Origin of the sequence: Streptomyces sp. NPDC096339, from assembly GCF_044762985.1 — a bacterium.
GTDB lineage: Bacteria > Actinomycetota > Actinomycetes > Streptomycetales > Streptomycetaceae > Streptomyces.
The window spans coordinates 25,379-51,727 of the sequence record NZ_JBIWFI010000042.1; the positions used below are offsets into that span (position 1 = coordinate 25,379).

19 protein-coding genes and 1 pseudogene are annotated in these 26,349 nt (G+C 73.5%); 5 read left to right on the plus strand and 15 right to left on the minus strand.

From position 1 onward, the window contains the following. Window positions 1-55: 55 nt before the first annotated feature. The 3 genes from pflB to nirB all read right to left on the minus strand — a co-directional run bounded on the left by pflB (window position 56) and on the right by nirB (window position 6,917). Window positions 56-2,326 (minus strand): formate C-acetyltransferase, encoded by a 2,271-nt coding sequence (gene pflB / locus ACIQ5Y_RS34645; protein ID WP_403889732.1) that lies wholly within the window; start codon window positions 2,324-2,326, stop codon window positions 56-58. A gap of 301 nt (window positions 2,327-2,627) precedes the next feature. Then, window positions 2,628-4,037, minus strand: coding sequence for a NarK family nitrate/nitrite MFS transporter (locus ACIQ5Y_RS34650; protein WP_403889735.1), 1,410 nt, complete (start codon window positions 4,035-4,037; stop codon window positions 2,628-2,630). Between the two features lie 129 nt (window positions 4,038-4,166). Beyond that, window positions 4,167-6,917, minus strand: coding sequence for a nitrite reductase large subunit NirB (nirB, locus tag ACIQ5Y_RS34655; protein WP_403889738.1), 2,751 nt, complete (start codon window positions 6,915-6,917; stop codon window positions 4,167-4,169). Between the two features lie 270 nt (window positions 6,918-7,187). Between nirB and ACIQ5Y_RS34660 the strand changes: the two genes are divergently transcribed. From ACIQ5Y_RS34660 to ACIQ5Y_RS34670, 3 genes are all read left to right on the plus strand, one after another. Continuing rightward, window positions 7,188-7,916: a sirohydrochlorin chelatase gene (locus ACIQ5Y_RS34660; RefSeq protein ID WP_403889741.1), complete on the plus strand. Its 729-nt coding sequence runs from the start codon at window positions 7,188-7,190 to the stop codon at window positions 7,914-7,916. A 29-nt stretch (window positions 7,917-7,945) separates the two neighbouring features. After that, the gene (locus tag ACIQ5Y_RS34665; RefSeq protein WP_403889744.1) at window positions 7,946-9,109 is read left to right on the plus strand and encodes a low temperature requirement protein A; all 1,164 of its coding nucleotides are present in this window, start codon (window positions 7,946-7,948) and stop codon (window positions 9,107-9,109) included. Between the two features lie 291 nt (window positions 9,110-9,400). Further along, window positions 9,401-10,648 (plus strand): cytochrome P450, encoded by a 1,248-nt coding sequence (locus ACIQ5Y_RS34670; RefSeq protein WP_403889747.1) that lies wholly within the window; start codon window positions 9,401-9,403, stop codon window positions 10,646-10,648. A 78-nt stretch (window positions 10,649-10,726) separates the two neighbouring features. On the opposite strand, the gene ACIQ5Y_RS34675 is transcribed toward ACIQ5Y_RS34670, so the two are convergent. After that, the gene (locus ACIQ5Y_RS34675) at window positions 10,727-11,221 is read right to left on the minus strand and encodes a DUF5949 family protein (RefSeq protein ID WP_403889750.1); all 495 of its coding nucleotides are present in this window, start codon (window positions 11,219-11,221) and stop codon (window positions 10,727-10,729) included. Window positions 11,222-11,278: 57 nt separating this feature from the next. Beyond that, on the minus strand, window positions 11,279-11,887 hold the full coding sequence (locus ACIQ5Y_RS34680; protein WP_403889753.1) for a hypothetical protein: 609 nt from the start codon (window positions 11,885-11,887) through the stop codon (window positions 11,279-11,281). A gap of 176 nt (window positions 11,888-12,063) precedes the next feature. Here ACIQ5Y_RS34680 and ACIQ5Y_RS34685 point away from each other — a divergent pair, with 176 nt between their 5' ends. Continuing rightward, window positions 12,064-12,486 carry a DUF6299 family protein gene (locus tag ACIQ5Y_RS34685; protein WP_403889756.1) on the plus strand — a complete coding sequence of 141 codons (423 nt, stop codon included), beginning with the start codon at window positions 12,064-12,066 and terminating at the stop codon, window positions 12,484-12,486. A 112-nt stretch (window positions 12,487-12,598) separates the two neighbouring features. On the opposite strand, the gene ACIQ5Y_RS34690 is transcribed toward ACIQ5Y_RS34685, so the two are convergent. The 5 genes from ACIQ5Y_RS34690 to ACIQ5Y_RS34710 form a co-directional block, all read right to left on the minus strand. Then, window positions 12,599-12,793 (minus strand): hypothetical protein, encoded by a 195-nt coding sequence (locus tag ACIQ5Y_RS34690; protein WP_403889759.1) that lies wholly within the window; start codon window positions 12,791-12,793, stop codon window positions 12,599-12,601. 68 nt (window positions 12,794-12,861) lie between these two features. Further along, on the minus strand, window positions 12,862-14,961 hold the full coding sequence (locus ACIQ5Y_RS34695; RefSeq protein WP_403889762.1) for a SpoIIE family protein phosphatase: 2,100 nt from the start codon (window positions 14,959-14,961) through the stop codon (window positions 12,862-12,864). Between the two features lie 12 nt (window positions 14,962-14,973). Continuing rightward, window positions 14,974-15,327, minus strand: coding sequence for a hypothetical protein (locus ACIQ5Y_RS34700; protein ID WP_403889765.1), 354 nt, complete (start codon window positions 15,325-15,327; stop codon window positions 14,974-14,976). 31 nt (window positions 15,328-15,358) lie between these two features. Further along, window positions 15,359-16,630: an NAD(P)-binding domain-containing protein gene (locus ACIQ5Y_RS34705; protein WP_403889846.1), complete on the minus strand. Its 1,272-nt coding sequence runs from the start codon at window positions 16,628-16,630 to the stop codon at window positions 15,359-15,361. Window positions 16,631-16,676: 46 nt separating this feature from the next. Next, window positions 16,677-18,164 carry an ATP-grasp domain-containing protein gene (locus tag ACIQ5Y_RS34710; RefSeq protein ID WP_403889768.1) on the minus strand — a complete coding sequence of 496 codons (1,488 nt, stop codon included), beginning with the start codon at window positions 18,162-18,164 and terminating at the stop codon, window positions 16,677-16,679. Between the two features lie 172 nt (window positions 18,165-18,336). Between ACIQ5Y_RS34710 and ACIQ5Y_RS34715 the strand changes: the two genes are divergently transcribed. Further along, window positions 18,337-19,830: a glycosyl hydrolase gene (locus tag ACIQ5Y_RS34715; RefSeq protein WP_403889770.1), complete on the plus strand. Its 1,494-nt coding sequence runs from the start codon at window positions 18,337-18,339 to the stop codon at window positions 19,828-19,830. 5 nt (window positions 19,831-19,835) lie between these two features. Here the strand turns inward: ACIQ5Y_RS34715 and ACIQ5Y_RS34720 are convergent, their stop codons facing one another. From ACIQ5Y_RS34720 to murJ, 5 genes and pseudogenes are all read right to left on the minus strand, one after another. Next, window positions 19,836-20,981 carry a GNAT family N-acetyltransferase gene (locus ACIQ5Y_RS34720; RefSeq protein WP_403889772.1) on the minus strand — a complete coding sequence of 382 codons (1,146 nt, stop codon included), beginning with the start codon at window positions 20,979-20,981 and terminating at the stop codon, window positions 19,836-19,838. Further along, a complete protein-coding gene (locus tag ACIQ5Y_RS34725) occupies window positions 20,978-21,679 on the minus strand; it encodes a lipopolysaccharide biosynthesis protein (protein ID WP_403889774.1) in 702 nt (233 codons plus the stop codon). The genes ACIQ5Y_RS34720 and ACIQ5Y_RS34725 overlap by 4 nt, the downstream gene beginning before the upstream one ends. A 612-nt stretch (window positions 21,680-22,291) precedes the next feature. Continuing rightward, window positions 22,292-23,407 (minus strand): annotated as a pseudogene (locus ACIQ5Y_RS34730) (glycosyltransferase); the annotation flags it as partial. After that, window positions 23,404-24,180 (minus strand): polysaccharide deacetylase family protein, encoded by a 777-nt coding sequence (locus ACIQ5Y_RS34735; protein ID WP_403889777.1) that lies wholly within the window; start codon window positions 24,178-24,180, stop codon window positions 23,404-23,406. The gene ACIQ5Y_RS34735 and the pseudogene ACIQ5Y_RS34730, both read right to left, overlap by 4 nt. Continuing rightward, complete coding sequence (murJ, locus tag ACIQ5Y_RS34740) at window positions 24,170-25,906, minus strand: murein biosynthesis integral membrane protein MurJ (RefSeq protein ID WP_403889849.1); 1,737 nt, start codon at window positions 25,904-25,906, stop codon at window positions 24,170-24,172. Before murJ ends, ACIQ5Y_RS34735 begins: the two co-directional genes overlap by 11 nt. Window positions 25,907-26,349 lie beyond the last annotated feature (443 nt).

A 26,349-nucleotide genomic window follows, 5' to 3' on the forward strand; every position in this document is an offset into this window, starting at 1 on the left:
CCCGGGGCCGGGGTGAGGGCCCGGCCCCGGGCCGCGCGGTCCGGGGAGGGGCTCCTTACAGCGAGCCGTGGAAGGTGCGGTTCAGCACGTCGAGCTGCTGGTCCCGCGTGAGGCGGACGAAGTTCACCGCGTAGCCGCTGACGCGGATGGTCAGCTGCGGGTAGTTCTCCGGGTGCTCCATGGCGTCCATGAGCGTGTCGCGGTTCAGCACGTTCACGTTCATGTGGAAGCCGTCGACCGCCATGTAGCCGTCGAGTACGCCCGCCAGGTTCTTGATCCGCTCCTCGGGGGTGCGGCCCAGGCCGTCGGGGGTGACGGTGTTGGTCAGCGAGATGCCGTCCTCGGCGTCCTCGTAGGGGAGCTTGGCGACCGACAGTGCCGAGGTGACGTAGCCGTGGGTGTCACGGCCGTTCATCGGGTTGGCGCCCGGGGAGAACGGCTCTCCGGCGCGGCGTCCGTCCGGGGTGTTGCCGGTCTTCTTGCCGTAGACCACGTTCGAGGTGATCGTCAGTACGGACTGGGTGTGCTCGGCGTCCCGGTAGGTCGAGTGCCCCCGCACCTTCTTCATGAACTCCTCGACCAGCCACACGGCGATGGAGTCGACGCGGTCGTCGTTGTTGCCGTACGCCGGGTAGTCGCCCTCGATCACGTAGTCGGTGGCGAGCCCCGTCTCGTCGCGCACGGCGGAGACCTTCGCGTACTTGATGGCGGACAGCGAGTCGGCCGCGACCGAGAGGCCGGCGATGCCGCAGGCCATGGTGCGCCGCACGTCGCGGTCGTGGAGGGCCATCTCGATGCGCTCGTAGGCGTACCTGTCGTGCATGTAGTGGATGACGTTCAGGGCGTGGACGTAGGTGGAGGCGAGCCATTCCATCTGCTCGTCGAACTTGGCCATGACCTCGTCGTAGTCCAGCACCTCGGCGGTGACGGCGCCGGTGGACGGGCCGACCTGGACGCCCGACTTCTCGTCGCGGCCGCCGTTGATCGCGTAGAGGAGGGTCTTGGCGAGGTTCACGCGGGCGCCGAAGAACTGCATCTGCTTGCCGACCGGCATCGCCGAGACGCAGCAGGCGATGGCGGTGTCGTCGCCGAAGCGCGGACGCATCAGCTCGTCGGACTCGTACTGCACCGAGGAGGTGTCGATCGAGACGCGGGCGCAGAACTCCTTGAAGCCCTGCGGGAGCTGCGGCGACCAGAAGACCGTCATGTTCGGCTCGGGGGCGGGTCCCAGGTTGTAGAGGGTCTGGAGGTAGCGGAAGGAGGACTTGGTGACCAGCGGGCGACCGTCCTCGCCCATGCCGGCGATCGACTCGGTGACCCAGGTCGGGTCGCCGGAGAACAGCTCGTCGTACTCCGGGGTGCGCAGGAAGCGGACGATGCGGAGCTTGATGATGAAGTCGTCGACGAGTTCCTGGGCCTGCTCCTCGGTGAGGCGGCCGGCGTCGAGGTCGCGCTGGAGGTAGACGTCGATGAAGGTGGAGGTGCGGCCGAGCGACATGGCCGCGCCGTTCTGCTCCTTCACGGCGGCCAGGTAGGCGAAGTACAGCCACTGGATGGCCTCGCGGCCGGTGGTGGCCGGGCCGGAGATGTCGTGGCCGTAGGAGGCGGCCATCGCCTTGAGTTCGGCGAGCGCGCGGATCTGCTCGGAGAGCTCCTCGCGCAGCCGGATCGTCTCCTCCAGGGAACGGCCGTCGGCCGTCAGGGAGTTCAGCTCCTCCTTCTCCTCCTTCTTGGAGGAGATCAGGCGGTCGACACCGTAGAGGGCCACGCGGCGGTAGTCGCCGATGATGCGGCCGCGGCCGTAGGCGTCCGGCAGGCCGGTCACGACGCCGGCCTTGCGGGCGGCGCGGATCTCGGGGGTGTAGGCGTCAAAGACGCCGGCGTTGTGGGTCTTGCGCCACTCCGTGAAGACCTTCTCCAGCTCCGGGGAGACCGGGTAGCCGTAGGTCTCCAGGGCGCCGGCGACCATGCGCCAGCCGCCGTAGGGCATGATCGCGCGCTTGAGCGGGGCGTCCGTCTGGAGGCCGACGATCAGGTCCTTGTCGCGGTCGATCCAACCGGGAGCGTGCGCGGTGATCGTCGACGGGATGTCGTGGGCGATGTCGTAGACGCCCTTCTCGCGCTCCTCCGGGAACTTGTCGGTGATCGACTTCCACACGGCGGTGGTCCGCTCGGTGGGACCGGCGAGGAAGGAGTCGTCACCCTCGTAGGGCGTGTAGTTCTGCTGGATGAAGTCGCGGACGTCGATGGCATCGCGCCACAGTCCGCCCTTGAAACCCTCCCAGGCCTCGCCGTTCCTCGTCATCTCCGCAGGGGTGGCAGTCATCGCCCGCTCCTTCCCGGTCGCCTCATTGCTTGTATCCATTGCACGCCTTTTGATCGATCATTTGCCTCCGCGTTGGTCCCGAGCTGGGGCCCGAAGGTCCCGCGCTCACCCGCTCCCCACCCTCCTCGGTAGGTCTGACCTGGCATTTCGAGTAGGTCGAAGGTCCGTCGTGCGCTTGTGAAAACTTTCACAAGAATTTCTTCGGAACAACGCAGTCGTCGCGGAAACGCCGAACGGGGCCGGAACGCGCCCGAAGGCGATTCCGACCCCGCCGGGGAAGGGGCCTGGCCGGGGAAGAGGCCTAGCTGGGGGCCTCCGCGCCCTTGCGGGCGTAGAACCACCAGGCCACGACCACGCAGGAGGCGTAGAAGGCCACGAAGCCCCACATCGCGCTCGTCACGGCGAAGTTGGCGAACATCGCCGGGATGAAGAAGAAGCCGTAGGCGGCGATGGCGGCGGTGAAGCCCGTCACCGCACCCGACTCGATCTCGGCCTGCTTCAGCGCGGCCGCGTACTGCGGGGTGCCCTCCGTCAGGCCCTTCAGGTGCTGCCCCCGGAAGATGACCGGGATCTGCCGGAAGGTCGAGCCGTTGCCGATGCCCGAGAAGAAGAACGCCGACAGGAAGCAGAAGAAGAAGCCGTAGAAGGAACCGGTGCCCGAGCCCGAGGGAAGGAAGGTGATCACGCCGATGATCGAGGCCGCCATGCCCACGAAGGACAGGATCGTCACCCGCGCGCCGCCCAGCTTGTCCGCGATCCAGCCGCCCGCCCAGCGGGCCAGCGCGCCCAGGGCCGGGCCCATCCAGGCGTAGGTGGCCACCGAGTACGCGGGGAAGGTGGTCTTGATGAGCAGCGGCAGCGCCGCCGCGAAGCCGATGAAGGAGCCGAACGTGCCGACGTAGAGCCAGGTCATCAGCCAGTTGTGCTTGCGCTTGAAGATGATCTTCTGCTGGCTGAAGGGGGTGGAGGCCACCTTCAGGTCGTTCTGCCCGAACCAGGCCAACGCGGCGAGCACGACCAGCACCGGGACCCATACGAAGGCCGCGTTCTGGAGGTAGATCTCGGAGCCGTTCGCCTTCTTCTGGCCCGCGCCGATCGCGAGGACCGAGGAGGTGATCAGGATGGGGGTGAGGAGCTGGACGACGGAGACGCCCAGGTTGCCCAGGCCGCCGTTGATCCCGGTCGCGTTGCCCTTCTCCTGCTTCGGGTAGAAGAAGCCGATGTTGGCGAGCGAGGAGGAGAAGTTCGCGCCGCCGATGCCGCACAGCGCGGCGATCGCGACCATCGTCGTGTACGAGGTCGACGGGTCCTGCACCGCGAAGCCCAGCCACAGCAGCGGCACGATCAGCACGACGGTCGAGAGCGCGGTGAAGCGGCGCTGGCCGATCATCGGGCCCAGGAAGGTGTAGAGGATCCGGGCCGTTCCGCCGGTGATGCCGGGGACGGCGGTGAGCCAGAACAGCTGGGACTGGCTGAAGCCGAAGCCGACGTCCTTCAGGTTCGTCGCCGTGATGCTCCAGACCTGCCAGACCACGAAGGCCACCAGCAGGGCCGGTACGGCGATCCACAGGTTGCGCGTGGCGACCTTCTTCCCGGTGGTCCGCCAGAAGGACGGGTCCTCCGGCGTCCAGTCGGTGATCGTGCGGCCGGGACGGTACTGCGCCGGATCGGCGAGCCGCGGCCGTACCGCTTCCTGCGTGGCGGAACTCATGGCTTCGTCCTCAGGTGTCGAGGGTTGTCCTTGCCTATCCAGGTTCCGTTTCCGCGGGCGCCTCGCGGCAGAGGAGAACGCACTGTGGGCGACAGGACAAGGTCCCGCCGCCCACAGTGCGTTGGTCGGTCAGTCCAGTGCGTGGACCGGGAGGGAGACCTCCGGATCGTCCAGGCAGACGCCCGTCCGCAGGTCGAAGACCTGCTTGTGCATCGGGGACGCCACGACGGGGACCCCGCCCAGCGAGCCCATGATCCCGTTCGCGATCACGTCCGCGCCCGAGAAGGGATCCCGGTTGCCGACCGCGTACACCTCGCCCGCGCGGTCCTTGAAGACCGCTGCCTCGGTGCCGTCCGCCAGGACGGCGGTGCGTCCGCGCCCCGGCTCGAGACTCTGCGCGGCCGTGCCGAAGTCCACCGTGCCGAAGCGCTCCAGCGCCGCCGGGTCCTCCAGGACCGCCTGCCACTCGTCCTGGTATCCGGCGACGTGCCGCTCCATCTGCGCCTCCAGCTCCGCGCAGATGCCCAGCGAGTCCTCGACGAGGACGGCCTTCAGGTGCTCCAGGCCGCCGTCCAGCCGCTCGATCCAGGCCGCCGTACGCTCCAGCCGCTCCCCGGTGCGGATGTAGTACATGAGGAACCGGTCCACCAGGGCGAGGAGTTCGCCCGAGGTCAGGTCGGAGGCGAGCAGGTCCGCGTGGCGCGGCACGGCACCGCCGTTGCCGGCGACGTACAGGTTCCAGCCGTTGGCCGTGGCGATGACGCCGACGTCCTTGCCCCGCGCCTCCGCGCACTCGCGCAGGCACCCCGAGACCCCGCCCTTGAACTTGTGCGGGGTGCGCAGCCCCCGGTAGCGCAGCTCCAGGTCGATGGCGAGCCGGATCGAGTCACCCTGCCCGAACCGGCAGAAGCGGGCGCCGACGCACGACTTCACCGCGCGCAGGGACTTCCCGTACGCCTGCCCGGACTCGAAGCCGGCGCCGCCCAGCCGCCGCCAGATGTCCGGAAGTTGCTCCTTGCGGACGCCGTACAGCCCGATCCGCTGAGCCCCGGTGATCTTCGTGTAGAGGCCGTAGTCGCGGGCCACCTCGCCCAGTTCGATGATCTGCTCGGGGGTGATCTCGCCGCCCACCACCCTCGGGACGACCGAATAGGTGCCGTCCTTCTGCAGGTTGGCGAGGAAGAGGTCGTTGGAGTCCTGCAGCGCCGCCTGCTCGCCCTCCAGGATGTGGCCGAGGCCCAGGTCGGGGGCGAGGCTGCCCAGTACGTTGGCCACGACCGGCTTGCAGACGGCGCAGCCCTCACCGCCCTCCCCGTAGGCCTCCATGAGCTCGCCGAAACCGCGGATGCGCTCGGTGCGGATCTTCTCGTACACCTCGGCGCGGGTCAGCGTGAAGTGCTCGCACAACCCGCGCGGTTTCTCGATGCCGGCCGCCGCCAGTTCCGCGTCCAGGACGGACTGCAGGGTGCCGAGGCAGCCGCCGCAGCCGGTGCCCGCCTTGGTGCACTTCTTGATGCCGCCGATGTCGGTGAGCGACTCGGCGACGACGGCCTCGCGGACCCGCGCCTTGGTGACGTTGTGGCAGGAGCACACCACCGCGTCGTCGGGCAGGGCGTCCGCGCCCGGTAGGGCCGCGCCCTCGGACGGGGGCAGGATGAAGGCCTCCGGCGGGGCGGGCAGCACCCGACCCGCGTGCGGCTTCAGCGACCCGTACGCCTGGGCGTCCCCGACCAGGATCCCGCCGAGGAGTGCCCCGTCGGGGCCGAGCAGCAGCTTCTTGTACACGCCCTCGCGCGCGTCGGAGAAGACCACCGAGACGGCTCCGCCCCGGCCCTCCGGCACGAAGGGGTCGCCGAAGGAGGCCACGTCGGCGCCCATCAGCTTGAGCTTGGTGGAGGTGTCCGCGCCGGTGAAGGTCGACTCGCCCGCGCCCGCCAGGGCCTCGGCGACCGTCTCCGCCATCTGGTAGCCCGGCGCGACCAGGCCGTACACCCGGCCGTCCACGGCTTGCGCGCACTCGCCGACCGCGTAGACGTACGGGTCGCTCGTACGGCAGTGCGCGTCGACGACCACTCCGCCCCGGTCGCCGACCGCGAGCCCGCACTCGCGGGCCAGGCGGTCGCGCGGGCGCACACCGGCCGAGAAGACCACGACGTCGGCGCTGATCCGGCTGCCGTCGGTCAGCCGCAGGTCGACCGCGCGGCCGTCCGCGTCCGTCCCGACGCCGGCGGCGCCCACGCCCGTGTGCACGGCGACGCCGATGGATTCGATGGTGGCCCGCAGCGCCGCCGCGCCGCCGTCGTCCACCTGGAGCGGCATCAGCCGGGGCGCGAACTCCACGACGTGCGTGGTCAGTCCGAGGGTGCGCAGCGCGCCCGCCGCCTCCAGTCCGAGCAGCCCGCCGCCGATCACCACACCGGTGCGGGAGCGAGCGGCGTACGAGGTCAGCGCCTCCACGTCGGCGAGCGTCCGGTACGTGAAGCAGCCGGTGGCGTCCGCTCCCTCGACCGGCGGCACGAACGGGTAGGAGCCGGTCGCCAGCACCAGGGCGTCGTAGCCGATGACCGCCCCCGACCGGCTGGTGACCGTACGGGCGTCGGTGTCGATCCGCTCGGCCGGGTCGCCGAGGCGCAGGTCGACGCCGTACCGCTCCAGGAAGCCGGGCTCGACCAGCGAGAGGTCCTCGCCCGTGGAACCGGTGAACGCGGCGGAGAGGTGCACGCGGTCGTAGGCGGGCCGTTCCTCCTCGGCGAGCACGGTCACGCCCCAGCCGGAATCCCCCGGCCGGGTGGGGTCGGCGAGGGCGTCCCGCTCGGCGAGCGCCTCCAGCAGGCGGTGCCCCACCATGCCGTGGCCGATGACAACGAGCGTCTGCGCCATGGTTCTCACTCCGTGTGCGTGCGATGCGTGCGGTTCCGTACCGGCGTTCCACCTTCGACGGTAGGTCCGCTCCACGGCGCCGAGCTGCGGAGAAAGGCCTCGGAGCGGGGGGCCGGCGCCCCGTTCCGGAGGGGACGTGCGGCCCGCGGGACGGGGACCTTCGCCACCCCGCCACCGGCCGTGGCCGCGACTAGCGTGGAAGGCGTCCCGCCGGGAGGGCGTCCCGGCGGGACCCCCACCGTCCGCCACGCGAAGCGAAGGGGCACGCCCATGCTCGTACTCGCCGTGCACGGCAGCGCCGTCCCGGCCGCCGCCGCGACCATCGGGCGCCTCGTTTCCGCCGTCGAGGCGCTGAGCGGGATCCGCCCGGTCGTCGGCCACCTGGACGTGCAGTCCCCGTCCCTCGCCGACGTCGTACGGGCGCACCCGCGCGCCGTGGTCGTCCCGCTGCTGCTCGGCGACGGCTACCACCGCCGCGTCGACCTCCCCGCGGTCCTCGAAGGCACCGGCTGCGTCCTCACCGAGGGCTTCGGCGGCGAGCCCGGCGTCGCCCTGGCCCTGCTGAGCCGGCTGCGCGACGCGGAGCGCCGCCGGGGCCCCTACACGCGGGCCGACGCCGTGGTCGTGGCGGGCGCGGGATCCTCCCGGCCCGGCGGGAACGCCGGTACGAAGGACTGCGCGGCCCGGCTCGCCGCCCTGCTCGCGTCCGATCCCGACGCGGGCCCCGACCCCGTCCCGGTGGTCCCCGCGTACCTGACCTCGGCCGGGCCCTCGGTGCCTCGGGCGCTGGCCGCCCTGGAGGCCGCCGGGCACCGCCGCATCGCCGTCGCGGCGCACCTGCTGGCCCCGGGCCGCTTCACGCACACGCTCGCGGGCCAGGGTGCGTGGACGGTGTCGGAGCCGCTGGCCGACCACCCGCGCCTGGCCCGGCTGGTGTTGGAGCGGTACCGGTCCGCCCGGGGCACACGGGCGGTGCGGGCTGCGCGTCTGGCCTGCTGAACGGGCTCGCGTCTGCTCTTCTGGCCGGTATGGCCTACGTAGCGATGACCGCCCGCCGCCGCGACGAGCTCCACCGCGCGGCCACCCCGCTGGAGCTGTTCTTCGACCTCTGCTTCGTCGTCGCGGTCGCGCAGGCCGGCGCCCGGCTGGTGCACGCGCTGGCGGAGGGCCACCCGGTGGCGGGGGTGACCGGCTACTTCTTCGTCTTCTTCGGCGTGTGGTGGGCATGGATGAACTTCACGTGGTTCGCCTCCGCCTACGACGTCGACGACGTCCCGTACCGGATCGCGACCCTCGTGCAGATCGTCGGCGTGCTGGTCTACGCGGCGGGGGTGAGCCGGGCCTTCGACGAGAACGACTGGACGGTCCCGGTCATCGGCTACATCATCATGCGCGTCGCGCTGACCGCGCAGTGGCTGCGGGCGGCGGCCGGGGAAGAGGGCGCGGCGAGGACGTCCGCGCTGTCGTACGCGGCCGGGCTGGTGATCTGCCAGGCGGGCTGGGTGGCGCTGCTGTTCACCCCGGAGGGTGCCAAGCGGTGGCTGTTCCTGGTCCTGGTCGTCGCCGAGCTGATGGTCCCGCCGATCGCGGAGCGCAGTCACCAGACCTCCTGGCACGCGCACCACATCGTGGAACGGTACGGCCTGTTCACGATCATCGTGCTGGGCGAGACGATCGCGGCGGCGACGGTGGCGGTCAAGTCGGCGCTGGACGAGCACGACGCGCTGGACCTGCTGCTGCCGATCGCCGGCGGCGGGCTGCTGATCGTCTTCGCGGCGTGGTGGATCTACTTCGCGGTGCCGATGCACGAACGGCTGAACACCAACCGGGAGGCGATCCCGTGGGGGTACGGCCACCTGCTGATCTTCGCCTCGGGCGCGGCGATCGGGGCGGGCATCGAGGTGGCGGTCGAGCACGCGGTGGGTGCGGCGCACATCTCGCAGGTGGCCGCGAATGCCGCCGTGACGGTGCCGAGCGCGGGGTTCCTCCTGATGGTCTGGCTCCTGCACTCCCGCCACTTCAAGCGGGGCGTGGCGCAGCAGCTGACCCTCCCGGTGTCGGCGGTCGTCGTCCTGGTGTGCACGTGGGCGGGCGCGTACGCGGTGCTGTACGCGGGGCTGGCCTGTGCGGCCACGGTCGCGGTCGGCCTGACCCTGGCCGCCAGGTCCGGCCCGGAAGCCACCCCCCACTGACCTTCCCGGTACTCCGCCCCGTACCCCGCGCCTCAATCGCCGACGGGGCTGGATCTGCCTCCGGCGGCGCCTCAAACGCCGGCGGGGCTGGTTTTCGCTCCTGCGGTCCGCCAGGCGCGACTGGATTGCCCGCAGGGCAATTTCAGCCCCTCCGGCGTTTGAGGAGCGGGGTCTGGGGCGGAGCCCCAGCGGCGGCGCCGCACCCGACCGCCCGCTCCCGCTGCGCGGCGCCCCGGGAGTGGTGCGGCGGCCGGACCGTCACCCCCGCACCCCCCGCGGCGTTGGCAGGCCATGACACTCCCCCCGCAGCGATCCGGCGGAGCCCCCGGCAGGGAACTGGCCGAGCCAGGGTTCTGGCAACTACCCCCGGCGCGGCGCCTCGCCGCGTTCGCCCGGCTCAGAGAAGCCGGCGGCCCCGTGTTCGTCCCCGAAGGGGCCGGGCACTGGGCCCTCGTCCGCCACGCCCACGTGCAAGAGGCCAGCCGCCTCCCGAAGGTGTTCGCCAGTGCCCCCGGCGTGACCACCCCCGAGCCCGCCCGCTGGGTCCGCGCCCTGTTCGGGGACTCGATGGTCAACCTGGACGGCCCCGACCACGCCCAGCTCCGCAAGATCGTGCAGCGGGCCTTCACGCCCCGCCTGCTGGCGGCCGCGGAGGCGGACATCCACGCCGTGGCGACCCGCATCGTGGACGACGTACTGGACGGACGGCCGGACGAGTTCGTCTCGGCGGTGGCCTCCCGGCTGCCCCTGGAAGTCATCTGCAACATGATGGGCATCCCGGATCGCTACCGCCCCGAGATCGCCGACCGCGTCAACCACGCCTCCGAGAACATCGGCGTGGAGCGGGGCCTGGCCTCCCGGCTGCGGATGCCCGGCCGGGGCCTGCGCGCCCTCGCCCGCATGCAGCGGATGGTGGCGGGCATCGGGCGCGAGCGCCGCAGGAATCCCACCGACGACCTGATCTCGGCGCTGGTCTGCGCGAACGTGGACGGCCAGGCCCTCGGGGCCCGGCAACTCGGCGCGTTCTTCTCCCTCTTGATGGTCGCCGGGGTGGAGACCACCCGCAACGCGATCACCCACGGGCTGACGCTGCTCACCGACCACCCGGACCAACGCGACCTGCTGCTCTCGGACTTCGAGAAGCACGCGGACGGCGCGGTCGAGGAGATGATCCGCCACTCGACGCCGATCATCCAGTTCCGCCGGACAGTGGTGGCCGAACACACCGTGGAGGGGCACCTGTTCCGCCCCGGCGACAAGGTGGTGCTGTACTACGCCTCCGCCAACCGGGACGAGGCCGTATTCCCCGACCCGAACGCCTTCGACATCACCCGCTCGCCCAATCCGCACCTCGGCTTCGGTGGCGGCGGCCCGCACTTCTGCCTGGGCGCGCACCTGGCCCGGGTGGAGATGAGGGCCCTCTTCCACGAGTTGCTGACCCGGCCGGTCGGGTTGCGCGCGGTGGGCCTGCCCGATCTGGCGGGGTCGAACTTCGACAACCGGGTCCGTTCGCTCAAGTTCGCCTTCGAGCGGCCCTGAGCGGCCCCGGAAGGGCCGGCCACCGGGCAGGCTGGGAGCCCGGCGGCCGGAGCGCGGTGCCGTGCGGCTGCGGCGCGGTTACTTCTGCAGGCGGCGCACCGAGAGGACGCAGTGGGCGCTGCCCGTGAGCACCGCCTCGTCGCCCGCGAACGCCTGGAGGGTCTCCGGGGTGACCGGCTGACCGGGGACGGCCTCGGGCCAGGCCCGCGTGGCGAAGAGGAAGTACGCCTGTCCGCTCTCGTCCGCCGCGGCGACCCACTCGTCGGGGGCGGTGCAGCGCGCGTTCATCCCGGGCAGGGTGAGCGCGATCTGGTTGCCCTCCAGCAGGATCTGCACCGGGAAGCCGGCCGGGTTGCGGGTGCCGTCCATGACGACGTCGCCGATGGGCAGGCCGATCTCCTCCAGCAGCCCGCGGGCCGCCGTCTCCCCGGCTTCCCGGCCGCCCGGGCCGTCACCGAGGGTGTAGGCGAGGAGGTACGGGATGTCGTGCGCCTCGGAGGGGTCGCCGATCCAGGCGAGCACGGAAAGGGTGCCGAGCTGGGTCCGGTCGATTTCGGCTTGAGTAGAAGTCATGCGCCGCACCCTAGTGGTCCGGCCGCCGAGCATTTCACGGCCTTTCACCCGGGCGGGCTAGACCGCCCAGAATCCCTCTCCGGAATTCGGTCGGATGTTCGCGTCCTGGTACTGGAGGCGGTCGATGCGCGCGTTTTCCGGGACTTCGAACACCACCCATCCCTCGGCCCGTTCACCGACCGCGAGAGAATCGAAGACGAGCGTTTTGCCCGTCGTCAGTTCACCGGCGGGCACCACCGGATGGCGCTGCCCCGCGCTGTCGTGCGCCCACATGCGTCCGAGCGCCCCGTACGAGTCCCCTCCCACGTTGACGAACGACATCGAGGCGGCCACCCACCGCTTCCCGGGAGCCGGGGCGAAGCCCTTCTGCACACTGACCGCCGGGTCCACGTACGCGGCCAGTACGACGTCCAGGTGGCGGCCGAGACGCTGCCCGCGCACCCGTAGGGCGTCACCCACATGGGCGCGCTTCACCCCGGCCGCCGCGGATGTCCCCGCGCCGCCCGGAACCCCGTCGTCCACCGGGACCGCGGGCGCGGCGGCCGGGGCGAGCGCCCCCTCGGGAGCGCTGTCGCAGGCCGTGGCGCCGAGCAGGAGCAGCGGCAGGAGGGCGGTGGCGGCGAGCACGGGGAGGGGGCGGGCAAAGGGGCGGGGGGACGGGCGCATTCGGAATCCCTTCGGGACGTATTCCGGTCAGTCTCACGCGCCCCGAAGGGGAATTGCACACACCGACACGAGTGCGCGGAGCGAGTGAGCACACCCGGCTGCCAGCACAATGCGTTCCGGCGGATTCCCGCCGCCCCCATCCCCCTGGAGGAAGAATGCGCATGTCCTGCCGCCGAATGGCACTGGCAGCCCTCTCCGCACTGGCCGCCGGCACCGTATTCGCGGCCCCGGCCGAAGCCACCGTATTCGGTCAGGGTATTTCCGTACATCATGACGCTCATATCGCCGGGGACGGCGCCATCACCCTTTCCGGCACCTACCGCTGTGAGCAGGTGTCACCCATGGGGGCGATGCAGATCAACGCGACCGTCGTGCAGGAGCAAGGGCGCCAACTGACCATCGGCGGCGAGCAGGCCGTGTGCGACGGCACGGAACGCCGCTGGGTGGCTCACGCGCCGGGCCGCTTCGCGGGCGTGCGCCCGGGCCACGCGACGGTCACCGCGACGCTGCGGGAAGTCCACTTCCAGGGCCTGATGCCGCGCTCGCTCATCACGGTCGCCCAGGACACCCAGGACGTCGAGTTCCACGAGGAGCGCTGAGCGGTACCCGCCCGTGGCACGCGCCCGCCCGTCGCGGTGGCCGCCGCCACCGCGACCCGGGCGCCCCGGCCCTTCCCGGCCCGCCGCTCACCCGTGCTCGCCGGCGGCGCCGTCACCGGCACTTCGGCGCGACGTCCGTCATGGACATGAACGCCACCGACTGGCACCCGGGGTCCGCGTGCGGCCGTCCCGTCGTCCAGTCCACGACCGTCGGCACCCCGGCGGCGAGGAGGATCAGGGCCAGGATGCCCGTCACCGCTCCCTTGCTCAGCCCGCGCACGGCGTGGTCCCGCGGAGCCGGTCGCACACAAAAGCTGTCATGGTCCGCATCATCACCCCGGCCCCGACGCCCCACAACTCGGCGTGACCGCCCGGTCACCCCACGCTCCGGGGGCTGCCGTTCGCGTCGAACTCGCACCACACGGCCTTGCCCTCGCCCCGGGACTCCACGCCCCAGTGCGTGGCCAGCGCGTCCACCAGCAGCAGCCCGCGTCCCGTGGTGGCCGCCTCGCCCGGGGAGCGCCGGCGCGGCCACACGCTGGAGCGGTCCTTGACCCACAGCCGGATCCGGCGCACCGGCTCGGGCAGCACCTCCATGGTCAGCACCGCCCCGCCGTCGGTGTGCAGCAGGGCGTTGACCAGCAGCTCCCCGGCCGCGAGCTCCACGTCGTCGGCGAGCTCCGGCATGCCCCAGTCGCGCAGGGCCTGCCGCAGCGCGTAGCGGGCCTCCGACAGGCCCTCGGGGTCGGCCTGGTGCACGTACTGGTGGATGCGCGGGGCCCGGTGGGTGCCCGGGTCCGGGGCCCTGCGCAGCACCAGCAGGGCCACGTCGTCCCCGGAGCCCCAGCGCTCCCAGAGCCGGTCGGAGAGGTGGTCCGCGAGCGCCCCGGCGTCCTGCGGGCCGCTGCGCACGGCGTGCGCGAGGGCCTCCATGCCCTGGGTGATGGCGGTGCCGGGCTCCTCCACGAGCCCGTCGGTGCACAGCACGAGGGTCTCGCCGGGGACCAGGTCGAGCCGGGTCTCGGGGAACTCCTCCTGTTCGAAGACGGAGGCCAGCCCCAGCGGCAGGCCGCCGCGCACGTTGGGCCAGCCGGTACGGCCGTCCGTGTGACGGATCAGCGGGCCCAGGTGGCCCGCGCGGACCGCCCGTACGCCTCCGGTCTCCAGGTCCACCTGCGCGTACATGCAGGTCGCGAAGCGTTCGGTGTCCAGTTCGGCGAGGAAGCGCGAGGCCCGCGCCAGCACCGTGGACGGCGGGTGCCCCTCCCCCGCGTACGCCCGCAGGGCGATGCGCAGCTGGCCCATGATGGCCGCTGCGTGCGTGTCGTGGCCCTGTACGTCGCCCACGACGAGGCCGACGCGGTCGCGGGGCAGCGCGATCACGTCGTACCAGTCCCCGCCGACCTCCCGCCCGCTCCAGGCGGAGTGGTAGCGGACCGCGATCTCCCCGCCCGTGATCTCGGGGATCCGGCGCGGCAGCATGGCGGCCTGCAGGCCGGTGGCGAACTCCCGCTCCTGGTCGAAGAGGAGCGCCCGCTGGAGCGACTGCGCCACGATGCCCGCGAGGCCCAGGCACAGGTTGCGTTCCTCGGGGCTGAACTCGCTGCGCCGCCGGTAGAACAGGACCAGCCCGCCGATGGCCTTGGCCTGCGCGATGAGCGGCAGGTAGGCGGCCGCGTCGTAGTGGATCCGGTTCAGGTACTCCGAGAGCAGCGGGAACTCGCCGCCGAGCTCGGTGAGCGAGGTGACGAAACGTGCCTTCCGGGAGAGCACCGCCTGCGACAGCGGGAGGGAACCGTCCAGCCGGGTGAACTGGCGCTCGCTGAGGATCTCCAGCGTCTCCCCGCTGAGCGCGATGATCTTGATGGAGGCGCCCTCGACCAGCCCCAGCGCCAGCCCGTCCGCGCCCAGCCGTTCCAGGGCGCCGGCCCCGGTCAGCGCGGCCGTCACGTCGTCGACCGTCACCGCCCGCGACAGGGCCTCGGTGGTCCGCTGCACGATCGTGGTCTGCTGGGCGCGCGCCGACTCCAGCTTGCGCAGCAGGGTGGCGTGGGCCAGCTCCGGCGTGGCGTCCCGGACGATCCCCACGATCCGGTGCGCCCGCCCGTCGGCGTCGCGCAGCACCCGGCCCTGGGTGTGGGTCCACTGGTCGGCGCCGTCGCGCCGGTGCACCGTGAAGTACGCGCCGTACGTGTCCCCGCCGGCGTCGAGGACGGAGGCCACGCTCTCGTTCAGCCGGGCGGCGTCCTCGGACGGGATCCGCAGTCCGAGCGCCTCCGGCGTCCCGTCGAACTCCTCCGGCGCCACGTCGAAGACGGCCATGCCCGCCTCGTCGAGCACCATCGTCCCCGCGTCCAGGTCCCACTCGAAGCTGCCCATGCCGTTCAGCGCGAGCCGCTCCCCCGGCCCGGTCGCCGGGGAGCCCCCGCCGGGCCGCCGGTCCCGCGCGGATCCGTCCTGCTCCGCCGCTGCCACGCTTCACACCACCTAACGGACGGGCCAGCACGGCTGGGAGATGAGCCGCTCCCACTCCTCGTCAGGATGCCCCGGAAGAGTGCGCCCGGCCTCCCGCCAGCGCTTGACGAGGGTGAGGTAGATCGTGGCGTGGTCGGGTGCCTGCCCCGCCTGGTGACCGGACCCGGCCCCGTACGCCGACCCGTACCCGGACGCGTACCCGGACCCGTACCCGGATCCGTACGGCCCCCGGTGCGAGGGCGGCGCCGGGGGTCCGGCCGGCCCGCGGGCAGGGTCGTACCCGGCGGCCCTGGCCGCCGCGGGCTGTTCCCCGCGGCTGGCGGGGATCCGCACCCAGCCACGGCCCTGTGCTCGCTCCGCGCTCATCGCAGACCTCTCTCACCCGCAGTTCCGTCACTCACCGCAGATACGTCCTCGGCAGCCCGGCGGCGGCCCGGCGGGGCGCGATCGTCCGCACGCCCGACAACGGGCCTCCGGCGCCGAGGCGCTTTCGGACTCCTCTCACCAGTCTCCCCGCCGTGAAGCCCGCACCGTGCACGAATCGCATGGAAGGGCCGAATGAGGGAGCGGTCAGCAGCCCCGCGAAGAACAGCCCGGGCCACGAGGACTCGAAACCGGGGCCGAGCTCCGGCGTCCCGGTCCTCCCCACGGTGACCAGCGCGGCCCGCAGCCCCGCGTCGAGCAGCTCCAGCCGGGCCAGGTCCGGGGTGAAACCGGTGGCCGCGATGACGTGCGCGGTGTCCAGGACCACCGGTTCACCGGACCGGGCGGTCAGGCCCAGCCTGGTCCGCCCGCCCTCGGCCACCGCCCGCCGCAGTTCGTGCCCGAGCAGCACGGGCACCCGCCGCTCGAAGCGCTCGCGCAGCCACCAGGCACCGGCCGGCCCCAGCGCGGTCGCCGCGATCCGCTCCCGGCTCCGCGCGGGGAGCCTGCGCACCGCCCAGGGCAGCTCCGACCACGCCCAGCTGCGCCAGCCCGTGCCCAGGCCGCTGTGCGGATCGCGCAGGGCACGCAGCGCGGGCCGGCTCAGGGGCTGCGGCACGGTGTTCCAGTTCAGCCGGGAGCGCCGGGCGATCAGGCACGGCCTGGCGCCCTGCTCGGCCAGCAGCGCGGCGGTCTCCAGCGCCGCCTGCCCCGCCCCGAGCACGGCGACCTCCTGCCCGGCGAACCGGGCCAGGTCCCGGTGGCCGCTGCTGTGCGAGCAGTGGCCGGGCGGAAGCCCCCGCAGGGCCTCGGGGAGGTGCACGAACGGCATGACCCCGACCGCGAGGGCCACCGTACGGGCGAGCAGCGGCGGCCCCTCGGCGGTGCGCACGCGAAAGCCGTCGCCCTGGGGGGTCACCTCCGTGACGGTCACCTCCTCCACCTCGGGCGCCGCGTGCCGGGCGAACCACATCCCGTACGAGCTGAACGTGCCGATCGGCAGCGGAGTGCCGTGTTCCGCGCGCAGTCCGCGGGTGGCGCAGTAGTCGGCCAGGGTGTGCCCGCCGTCGGGCGCGGAGAGGTTCGAGGACCAGGGCTCCGACTTCAGGTACATCCCCTCGGGCATGTGGTCGCGCCAGGAGGCCATGGGCCGCCCGAGCAGCCGTACGCCGAGCCCCGCACCGGCCGCGTGGGCGGCGATCGACAGCCCGTACGGGCCCGCGCCGACCACCACGAGATCGTCGATCCTCGTCACGGGCGCTCCTCCCCTTCGGCCCGACGGACGGGCCCGTTCACCTGGTCACCAACTCGTCCGGCTCCGCCGAAGCCCCCGGCGGGGCGGGGTGGGGGAGCTCGGCGGCGCCGGACCCGGGTGCCGGGGGCCGCGCCCCCGGCACCCGGCGCCTCGAACGTCCGCGAGGCGCGGGGATCTGCTCCCGCCCCCATCGGCGGGGCGCCCGGACGGCCGCGAGGACGCTGCGCCGGCCCTGCCCCGGCACGCTCCGCAGGGAGCCCACCCCCTTGGCCAGCCCGCGCCCGAAGAAGGCGCCGATCATCGCCAGGAACGGCAGCAGGTCGTCCGCGGCGAACCAGGCCGCCTCCACCCGCCCCCACGGCACCGCCCGAACGGGACCGGCGCCGCCCGCGGGCGGCGCGGACCCCGTGCCGGCCGCGGCCGGGCTCCCCCGCTCGTCACCCGGGGAGTCCCCGACGGCACGGCCCGCGGGGCACCGGCCGCCCCGGAGCACGGCCAGCAAGGCGTAGTTCTCCGCGAGGAACACCCGGCCCGGTCCGCCCGAGGGCTCCGGTACCGGCCGGCCCGTCAGATCCAGGTACATCGCCTGTACGACGTCCAGCCCGGCCGGGTCGGTGAACAGCCTGAACTGCGCGCCCGGGCGGGGGTTGAAGTCCACGAGCCGGAAGGCCCCCGACTCGTCCCTGCGGAAGTCCAGGTCCAGGATCCCCTGGTAGCCGAGCCGTTCGGCGAGGCGCAGCCCCGCCTCCTCCACCGCGGGATCCGGCAGCCAGCGGCCGACCGCCGTCAGCCCCGTCCGCAGCGGCCAGGACAGCTCCTTGCGGCCCGAGCCGGCGAGCAGCGGACGCCCGCCCCGGCCGAAGGCCCCGTGGAAGAACCAGTCGGTGTCCGGCCCGGCCGGCAGGAACCGCTGGAGCAGCAGCGGGCTCCCCGCCTCCGCGGACCGCTCGTACAGCCGGACGGCCTCGGCGGCGCTCCGCACGAGCACCGTGCTCCGCAGCTCCCCGCCCCCGGCGGGCAGCAGCCACGGCCGGCTCCACTTGGCCACCAGCGGCAGCCCCAGCCGCCGCGCGGCCCGCGACGCCTCGGCCGTGCTCCGCGGGAGCACCGTCTCCGGGTGCGGGATGTCCCACCGGGCGCAGAGCCTCGCCAGCTCGGCCTTGTCCGCGACGCGGGCGGGCAGGTCGTCGGGCTGACGGGGGATCCGGAACCGGTCCTCCAACACCGGCGCGAGCCGCGCCACGGCGATCGCGCTCAGATCGTCCATGGCGATGAGCACCGCCGGCCGCCCGATCCGTTCCGACACCCCGGTCAGACACTCCAGCAACGGCTCGGGCGCCTCGGGGTCCAGCCCGCCGGGCGGCCCCGGGTGCACGGCGCGCAGGTACCGCGAACGCCCCATGGGACCTCCCCCGGCCTCGACGACGGCATGGACCTCCACGCCCTTGCGGCCAAGGGATCTGACGGCGCCGAGGGTTCCGTGGTGGAACGGATTGCGGTCGAGTCTGAGCACAACGGCGGGCACGTGGACGGGATAGGCGTGCATGGCAACGGCGTCTTTCACCTAGTCGGACCAAGCGGAGGATGCTACGCAGATGCGAATGGCCTAGGGGGCTGTCACCGGGCAGGCCGTTCGTCGGATCTGATGCCTAACGTCTTTGACAAGCACACCGATTCGGGAAAGCCCGGGAGACGCCATGCGCAGACCACGCCGCCGACTGGCGAGCACCTGTATCGGTACGGTCGCGGCCGGACTGCTCGCCACCGGCGCCGCACTCTCGGCGGCGCCCTCGAAGGGCTGGTCCGGACACGACGACATCGCCATGGGCGCCTATCTCGACTATGGACCGACGGGCGTCGCCCGGATCCCGCTCCTGTCGAACTGGCTGGGCGGCAAGGAGATCCGGGTGGGCCACACCTACCTGCCCGGCGACCAGTGGGCCGGCATCGAGGGACGCGTCTCGTTCCTGGCCGACTGGGCGGCGTGGCGGCTGTCCCGCGGCGACCGGATGTTCGTCCTCAACGTGCCCATGCAGGAGCGCAACGAGGACCACCTCTCCGACGCCCGGGTCGCCCGGCTGATCAGGGCGGGCGCGGAGGGCGAGTACGACGTCCACTTCCGCAGGCTCGCCGAGCGGCTGGTGACGCTGGGCGTCCCGGACACGGTGATCGTGCTCGGCTGGGAGATGAACGGCACCACCTACTCGCACCGCTGCGGACCGGACCCGGAGAACTGGAAGGCGTACTGGAAGCGCATCGTCAACGAGATGCGTTCCGTGCCCGGTCAGAGGTTCAAGTTCGATTTCGCCCCCAACCGGGGCACGGACGCGATCGGCTGGACCCGCTGCTACCCGGGCGACGACGTGGTCGACATCATCGGAATGGATTCGTACGACCAGGCTCCCGGCGAGACCTTCGACGAGCAGATCTCGCAGCCGTACGGGCTCCAGCAGCACGTCGACTTCGCAGAAGCACACGGCAAGGAGATCTCGTACCCGGAGTGGGGGCTGTTCCGGCACGGGGACAACGCGGAGTACGTGCGGCGCATGCTGCAGTGGATCGAGCAGCACAAGCCGCTCTACCACACCATCACCGACTACTGCCCGCACGGCGTGTGGCAGTGCAAGCAGAACCCCGAGTCGTCGAAGGCCTTCCGGGAGGCCCTGACCCCGGAGAAGGCCGGCCCGGTGATCCCGACGCCCGTCGTCCCGACGCCGGTGGTGCCCACCCCGGTCGTACCCACGCCCGTCGTCCCGACGCCTCAGCTCCCCACACCCCAGATCCCGACGCCTTCTATCCCGACGCCGGAGATCCCGACGCCTTCGGTCCCGGCACCCGAGATCCCGACGCCTTCGATCCCGGCACCCGAGATCTCCCCGATCCCGACGCCCCAAGTACCGACACCCACACCCGACGTCCCCAAGCCCTTGCCGGTGTCCCCGACTCCGGCCGCCCCCCAGGTCAGCCCGAGCCCGCTCGCACCGAAGCCCGAGCCCGCCCCGGCCGTGACGCCGAAGCCCAAGCCCACCCCCAAGCCCCAGCCCCAGCCCCAGCCGGAGACCCCGCCGAAGAACAGCAAGCAGTGGTGCGTGCCGCTGAGCTTCGGCGAGTGGCTGTCCAGGCTCGTCGGCAAGCAGTCGGTCTGCGTGAAGGTCGACTGGGGCAGGGAATCCGGCTACTGGCCCTTCTAGACGGCTCATCGCACGCGCAGTTCCCCCAGCCGCGCCCGCCAGTCCCGGGCGGCCGGCAGGGCCTCCCGCAGCGCGTCCACCGCCCGCTCGCGCCCCGCCACCTGCGACTCGTGCAGCCGCAGCAGGGGCGCGAGCGCGTGCGTCGCCAGCAGGAACCGCTGGTTGACGACCGTCTCGGGCCTCCAGTGGTTCTTGTACGGCTCGTTGCCGCGCAGGAAGCTCACCACCGGGCGGCCGTCGGCCAGCGCCCGCCCCGCCTCGTGGCGCAGCAGCAGCGTCGCCACGTCCACCTTCCGGGCGCGCAGTTCCGGGTCGGCCCCGTACAGGTAGCCGCCGCTCAGCCCGGCCGACAGCAGCGTGACGTTGGCCGCCACCACCTTCCCGTCCAGTCGGAACTCCGTCAGCCGGCCCTCCCCCGCCCGCACCATCCGCCGGGTGGCCCGGGTCAGGTGCTCGGCGAAGCGCGGCCTCAGGTGCTCGGGGGTCACCCCACGGCCCCGCCACTGCTTCTCGTGCAGCCGCAGCAGGTTCCGTACGGCACGCGGCACTTCCTGCTCGGTGACCTCGTGCTCCTCGATCCCGACGGCGTCGGTCTTGCGCAGCTTGGCCCGGACCCGCTGGGCTCCGGAGGCCGGCATCCGCTTGACGAGCTCGTCGAAGGGCAGCGCGGGCAGCTCCATGCAGGTGGAGTCGGTGAGCCGGGCGCTCGTCCCCGGCCAGTGCTTGTACAGCTGCTCGACCAAGGCCCCCGGGCGGACCTCGCGCAGGTCGACGACCGCGCCCCGGGCGGCCCGGTGCAGCCCGCGGGCCAGCGCCGGGACGACCTGGTCGGCGTACTCGGCGGCGACGAGCACGTCGAACCAGTCGGTGATGGCGCCGCCGAGCGGCACGAGCAGCGGCATCGGCCGGTGTACGAGCATCAGCGCGGCCGCGCCGACCAACTCCTCGCCGCGCCGCACGAGGACGAGCCGCAGCCGGCCGTCCTTGCCGTACGACAGCCACCAGGAGTGCAGCCAGGCGTGGCTCTGGAAGGGGGTGGCGGTGGGACAGGCGCGGACGAGCCGGTTCCACGGCCCTTCCAGGGCGGCGAACTGCCGGGGGTCGCGGCAGAGGGTCACCGTCAAGGACCGCCCGGCGCAGACCCGGGTCATCGGACGGACTCCTTCTCCTTGGCGTCGGCGTGCTCACCCTGGGCCGGGAGGGAGGCGTACCCCTCCACGACCGGCTGTGCCTCCGGCTCTTCGGGACGCCTGGTCCGGCCGCCGGGGCGGGCGAGCAGCCACAGCCCGCCGAGCAGGCCGCCGGCGCACAGCCCGACCGCCCCGCTGATGGCGGCGGAGGGGGAGGCCGGTTCGGTCGGCGCGACGGCCTGGTTGAACAGCAGCAGCTGAACCCCGGTGTTCTTGGCGGCCTGGTTGCTGCTCAGCGAGAGCGCGTCGGCGACGGCGTTCGCGATGTCGGCGGCGCCGGAGGGGCTCTTCGAGGTACCGGTGATGGCGATCATCGGGGACTCGGGGGAGGTCTCGGCCCGCACCTGGGTCCGCAGCTTCCGGGCGCTGACGCCCGCGCGGGGCTGGGCGTAGGCGAGGGTGGAACTGCTGGTGGCGATACGGGCGTACGCCTGGGCGAAGCCGAGGGCGGTGGCGGGTTCGGTGGTGTCGTCCGGGACGGCGACGACGAAGCTGGTGGCGGCGTACTCGGGGGCCTTGAGCACCCCGTACGCCCCGCCGGCGGCCAGCCCCACCAGCGCGCACGCGGGCAGCGTCCACCAGACCGGCAGCCGGCGGCGGCTCGGCCGGCGCCGGCCTGAACGGTGTTCGGATTCCTTCGGATCAACGGCGTCGGCCATGTGCGTGCGCTCGCTTCCTGTGTCTGGGGGAGTCATGTCGGTCCTGCGGGGTCGTGGGGTCCTGCCGGGTCCTGGCGGGGCCTGCCGGGGCCTGCGGGGGCCTGCGGGGTGTGATCAGCCGGTGTCGGCCCCGCCCTGCCGCCCGGCCGCGGGGGTGCCGGCCTGCCGGGCGCCGCCGGACGGGCCGGTGCCGGGGTCGGCGCCGCCGGACGGGCCGGTGCCGGTGCTGGTGCCGGTGGCGGGGTGCGGGAGGGCCGCTGCGCGGAGCTGGTCCCCGCCCCGCCCTTTCTCCGTTTCCCGGGGCCCCGCCCCGGACCCCGTCCCTTCGGCCTCCGGCCGGGACCGGCTCCCGCCCTCCGGCGTACACCGGGGCACCCTCCCCCGCCCGGGCACACCCAGCCCCGCCGGCGCTTGAGGCGCGGGGTCCGGGGCGGAGCCCCGGGAGCCCCCGGCGCCCAGCCGCTCAGCCGCCCCCGGCACATCCACCCCCGCAAGGGGCACACCCAGCCCCGCCGGCGCTTGAGGCGCGGGGTCGGGGGCGGAGCCCCGGGGGGCCACGGCGCCGAGCCGCTCCGGCCCCGCCCCACCGGGGTCCTGGGCGGCGTCCCCGGGGGTGTTCAGGGCCAGCGCGTACACGTCCAGCAGGAGGGCCGCGCTGCGCGCGATGTCGTAGTGGCGGGCCACCGGCGGCACCGGCAGCCGCTTGGCGCCCGCCTCCATGTGCCCGCGCAGTGCCGCGACGAGTTCCTCCGTACCGGTACCGATGCGGCGGGCCCCCGGCGCCTGCGCGGCCGGCAGGTCGTCGATGGCGGGGCAGGTCACGTGCAGCACGGGCAGTCCCGCCGCCAGCGCTTCGACCACCGCCAGCCCGAACGCCTCCTCCCGCGACGGGGAGACGAAGACGTCCATCGCCGCCAGCAGCGCCGGGATCCCCGGCGTGCGCCCGTCCGCGCTGTCGCCCAGCGGGTCCCGCTCCCCCAGCAGGTGGATCCGGCTCTGCGCGCCCAGCTCCGCCGCCAGCCGCCGCAACGCGGCCCGCTCCGGCCCGTCGCCCGCCAGCAGCAGGTGCGCCCCCGGCAGCGCCGCGACGGCACGTACCAGTACGTCGAACCGCTTGCCCGGCACCAGCCGCCCGACCCCGCCGACGACGAACGCCCGTTCCGGCAGCCCGGTCCTGGCCCGCGTCCCGCGCCGTACGCCCTCGTCGAAGCGGAAGCGGACGGCCTCGATCCCGTTCGGGACGACGTGTACCCGCTCGGCCGGCACCCCCCACGCCTCCAGCCGGGCGGCGACCGTGTCGGACACCGCGACCGTCGCCGCGCCGAGCCGTTCACCGGCCAGGTACAGCGCCCGCACACCGCGCGTCAGTGGCCGGCCCTCGATCTCGCCGTCCCCGAGGGAGTGTTCGGTGGCCACGATCGCCCCGACGCCCGCGAGCCGCGCCGCGAGGCGCCCGTACACGCAGGCCCGGTACAGGTGCGCGTGCACGAGGTCGTACCGGCCGCGCCGGATGAACCGCACCAGCTTCGGCAGCGCCCCCAGGTCCCGGTTGCCGGTCATGCCCAGGTGCACGACCCGGACCCCGTCGGCGCGCAGCCCCTCGGCCACCGGCCCGGGGTTGGTCAGCGTCAGGACGTCGCACCGCATCGGCATGTGCCGCAGCAGCAGCCGCAGTTGCTGCTCGGCGCCACCGACGCCGAGTCCCGTGATGATGTGCAGGGCCTTCACGGCAGCACCACCCGCCGCAGCTCCCGCACCTGGTGCCGCAGCTGCTTCACGCGCAGCCGCGCGCCGCCGTCGGCCTGGCTGACGTGGGTGCGCGGCAGGGCGTACCGCCCGGCCAGCCGCCCGGGGTCGATGGCGCAGGCGTACCCGTACCCGGCGGCCCGGGTCGCCTCGACGACCCGGGTGTCGAGGTGCCCGTACGGGTAGCAGAACCCTTCGGGCAGCACCCCGGTGAGCTCGCGCAGCAGGTCGCGGCTGCCCCGCAGCTCCTGCTGGAGCACGTCGTCGGCGGCCGCGGTGAGGTCTTGGTGGAGCAGCCCGTGCGAGCCGATCTCCTGTCCGGAGTCGGCGATCTCCCGTACGCCCTCCGCGGTGAGCAGCGCCTTGCGCGGCCCCAGCGGGTCCCACACGTTGTCCACTCCGAGCCTGCCGGGCAGGACGAAGAGGGTGGCGGTGCAGCCGTGGCGGCGCAGCAGCGGCAGCGCCCGGGTCAGGAAGTCGCCGTAGCCGTCGTCGAAGGTCAGCCCGACCAGCCCGGCGGCTCGCCCGGCCGCGCGGGCCCTCAGCAGTTCGCCGACGGACACCCCGCGCAGGCCGCGCGAGCGCAGCCACAGCAGCTGGGTCTCCAGCGCGACGGGGGTGACGGTGATGCCGTACGGGTCCTCGGCGGGGTCCGTGAACTCGGCGACCGAGTGGTACATCAGGACCCACGGCAAGGCGGTCCGGCGGGGTGGGTCCACCAGGGCGGCGGGGGCCGTGTCGGTGTCAGCGGACATTGCGGAACCTCTGCGTGAGCTGGGAGATCTGAGCGGGCAGGGCGGTGACTTCGAGGGCGCGTATGGCCGTTCCGGTGGCCCCGAACATGGCCGGGACCAGCAGGCAGCCCAGTGCGGCGCTGAGCAGCGGGTCGGGGATCATGGGCCCGGCGATCCAGCCGGTGGCGCCGGCCGCGACGGCCGCGACGCCGAGCCGCCCGATGCTGACGGCGACCCGGCGGACCTGGATGGCGACGATCCGGGAGCCGAGGCCGGTGAGCAGGAGGGCGGCGGTGGTGGAGATGCCGGCCGCGTTGGCGGCGGCGATGCCGTAGGTGCCCCACCAGCGGACGGCGAAGGCTCCGGCGACAACGTTGACGAGGAGTCCGGCGGCCATCGCGCACGCCGGGAACCAGGTGGGCCGGGCGGTCGAGAAGAACGGCCGGGACAGCGCCCCCACGAGGCAGTGGCCGAGCAGGCCGAGCCCGTACACCCGCATCACGGAGGCCGTGGCGAGGGTGTCCCGGTGCGTGAAGGCCCCGCGCTCGAACAGGACCTGGATGATCTGGGGCGCGTAGCCGATGACCAGCGCGGTGCCCATGAGCACGGCGAGCGAGGCCAGCGCCAGGTCCCGCTCGACACGGCGCCGGGCCTTCTCCCGCTCCCCGCCGGCCATGGCCTGGGCGACGACGGGGAAGGTGACGGTGCAGATCATCAGCGACAGCACCATCGGCATCTGCGCGACCTTCTGCGCGTAGTTCAGGTGCGAGATCGCCCCGGGCGGCAGGGAGGCGGCGAGGAAACGCTCGACGAGTACCTGCGACTGCCGGGACACCGCGAAGAAGATCACCGGCGCGATGACCCCGAAGGCGATGAGGGTCGGCCGGTCGCGGTCGCGCTGGCTGCGGGCGGCGCCGCGGCCGCGGGGCGTGCCGAAGCCGACGTTCCTGATGAAGGAGGGCAGTTGGACGAGGACCATCAGCAGCCCGCCGACGGCGACACCGGCCGCGGCGGCCCGCACCCCCCACAGGGCGTGGAGGGCGACCATCGTGCCGATGATGCCGACGTTGTACGAGACGTAGATCGCGGCGGGCGGCACGAAGGAGCGGTGCGCGCGCAGCGCCGCGCTGAAGTACCCGGCGACGCCGAAGGAGAGCACGGTCAGGGCGGTCAACCGGGTGCACTGGACGGCGAGTGCGGGGTCGGGCAGACCGGGGGCGAGTACGGAGACGACGGCGGGCGCGGCGAAGACGAGCAGGGCGGCGACCACGGCGAGGAACAGCACGAGCCGTGGCAGGGTCGCCCCCACGAGCAGCCGTACGGGATCCTGCGCGCGGGCCTCCTTGCGGCTGAGCCCGCTCCGGGCGGCGGCCCGCCGGGCGAGGGCATGGCTGAAGGCGGGCACCATGAGCAGGGCCATGGCGTCCTCGATGAGCAGCGTCGAGGCCATCTCCGGCACGGTCCAGGCGATCAGGAAGGCGTCGCTGTCGTGACCGGCCCCGAAGAGGTGTGCGATGGTCTGGTCCCGCACCAGCCCGAACACCGCCCCGGCGGCGGTCAGTCCGGCGGTGACGGCCGCGGCCTTCGCCAGGAACCGCCCGAGCGGCTGGCTCCCACCGGGGGCGGCCGGATCGGAGGGTCCTCCCGCACGGCGGGCGTACCCGGGCCGGCTCCCGCCGGGGGTGCCGCCGTCACGCCCGTCGCCCGGCCCGGGCGCCGCCCCGGGCCGCGCGCCGCCGGCTCCCATGGGCCCGCCCGTCCAGGCGGCGATCCGGACGCTCCGCGGCCCGGGATCGCCGCCCGCGTAACCGGCCGTGCCGTACCCCGGCGCACCGGCGACGGGGGCCGCCCCGGCTGCGGACCGCCCTCGGAGCTCGCCCGCGTACCCGGCGGATCCGAACTCCCCCGGGGCCGGGCCCCCCGGCTTCCCCGGGACGGGTACCGGCCCGGCCCCGGGGGCCGGTGCCCCCGGGCCGGCCGGCAGGCCGCGCGGCCCTGACCCGAAGTCCGCCGGAGGCGGGCCCCCCGGTTCCGCCGGGCCGTCGGTGGAACGGGGCGACACCCCGCCCGCCACGCCGGGTTCCGCCGCGCCCGGGCCGTCGGCGGCTCGCGGCAGCCCGCCGGTCACGAACCCCGGGTCCGAAACCGCGGGGACCCGGCCCGCATCCGGCAGGCCGGAGCCCGGACCCG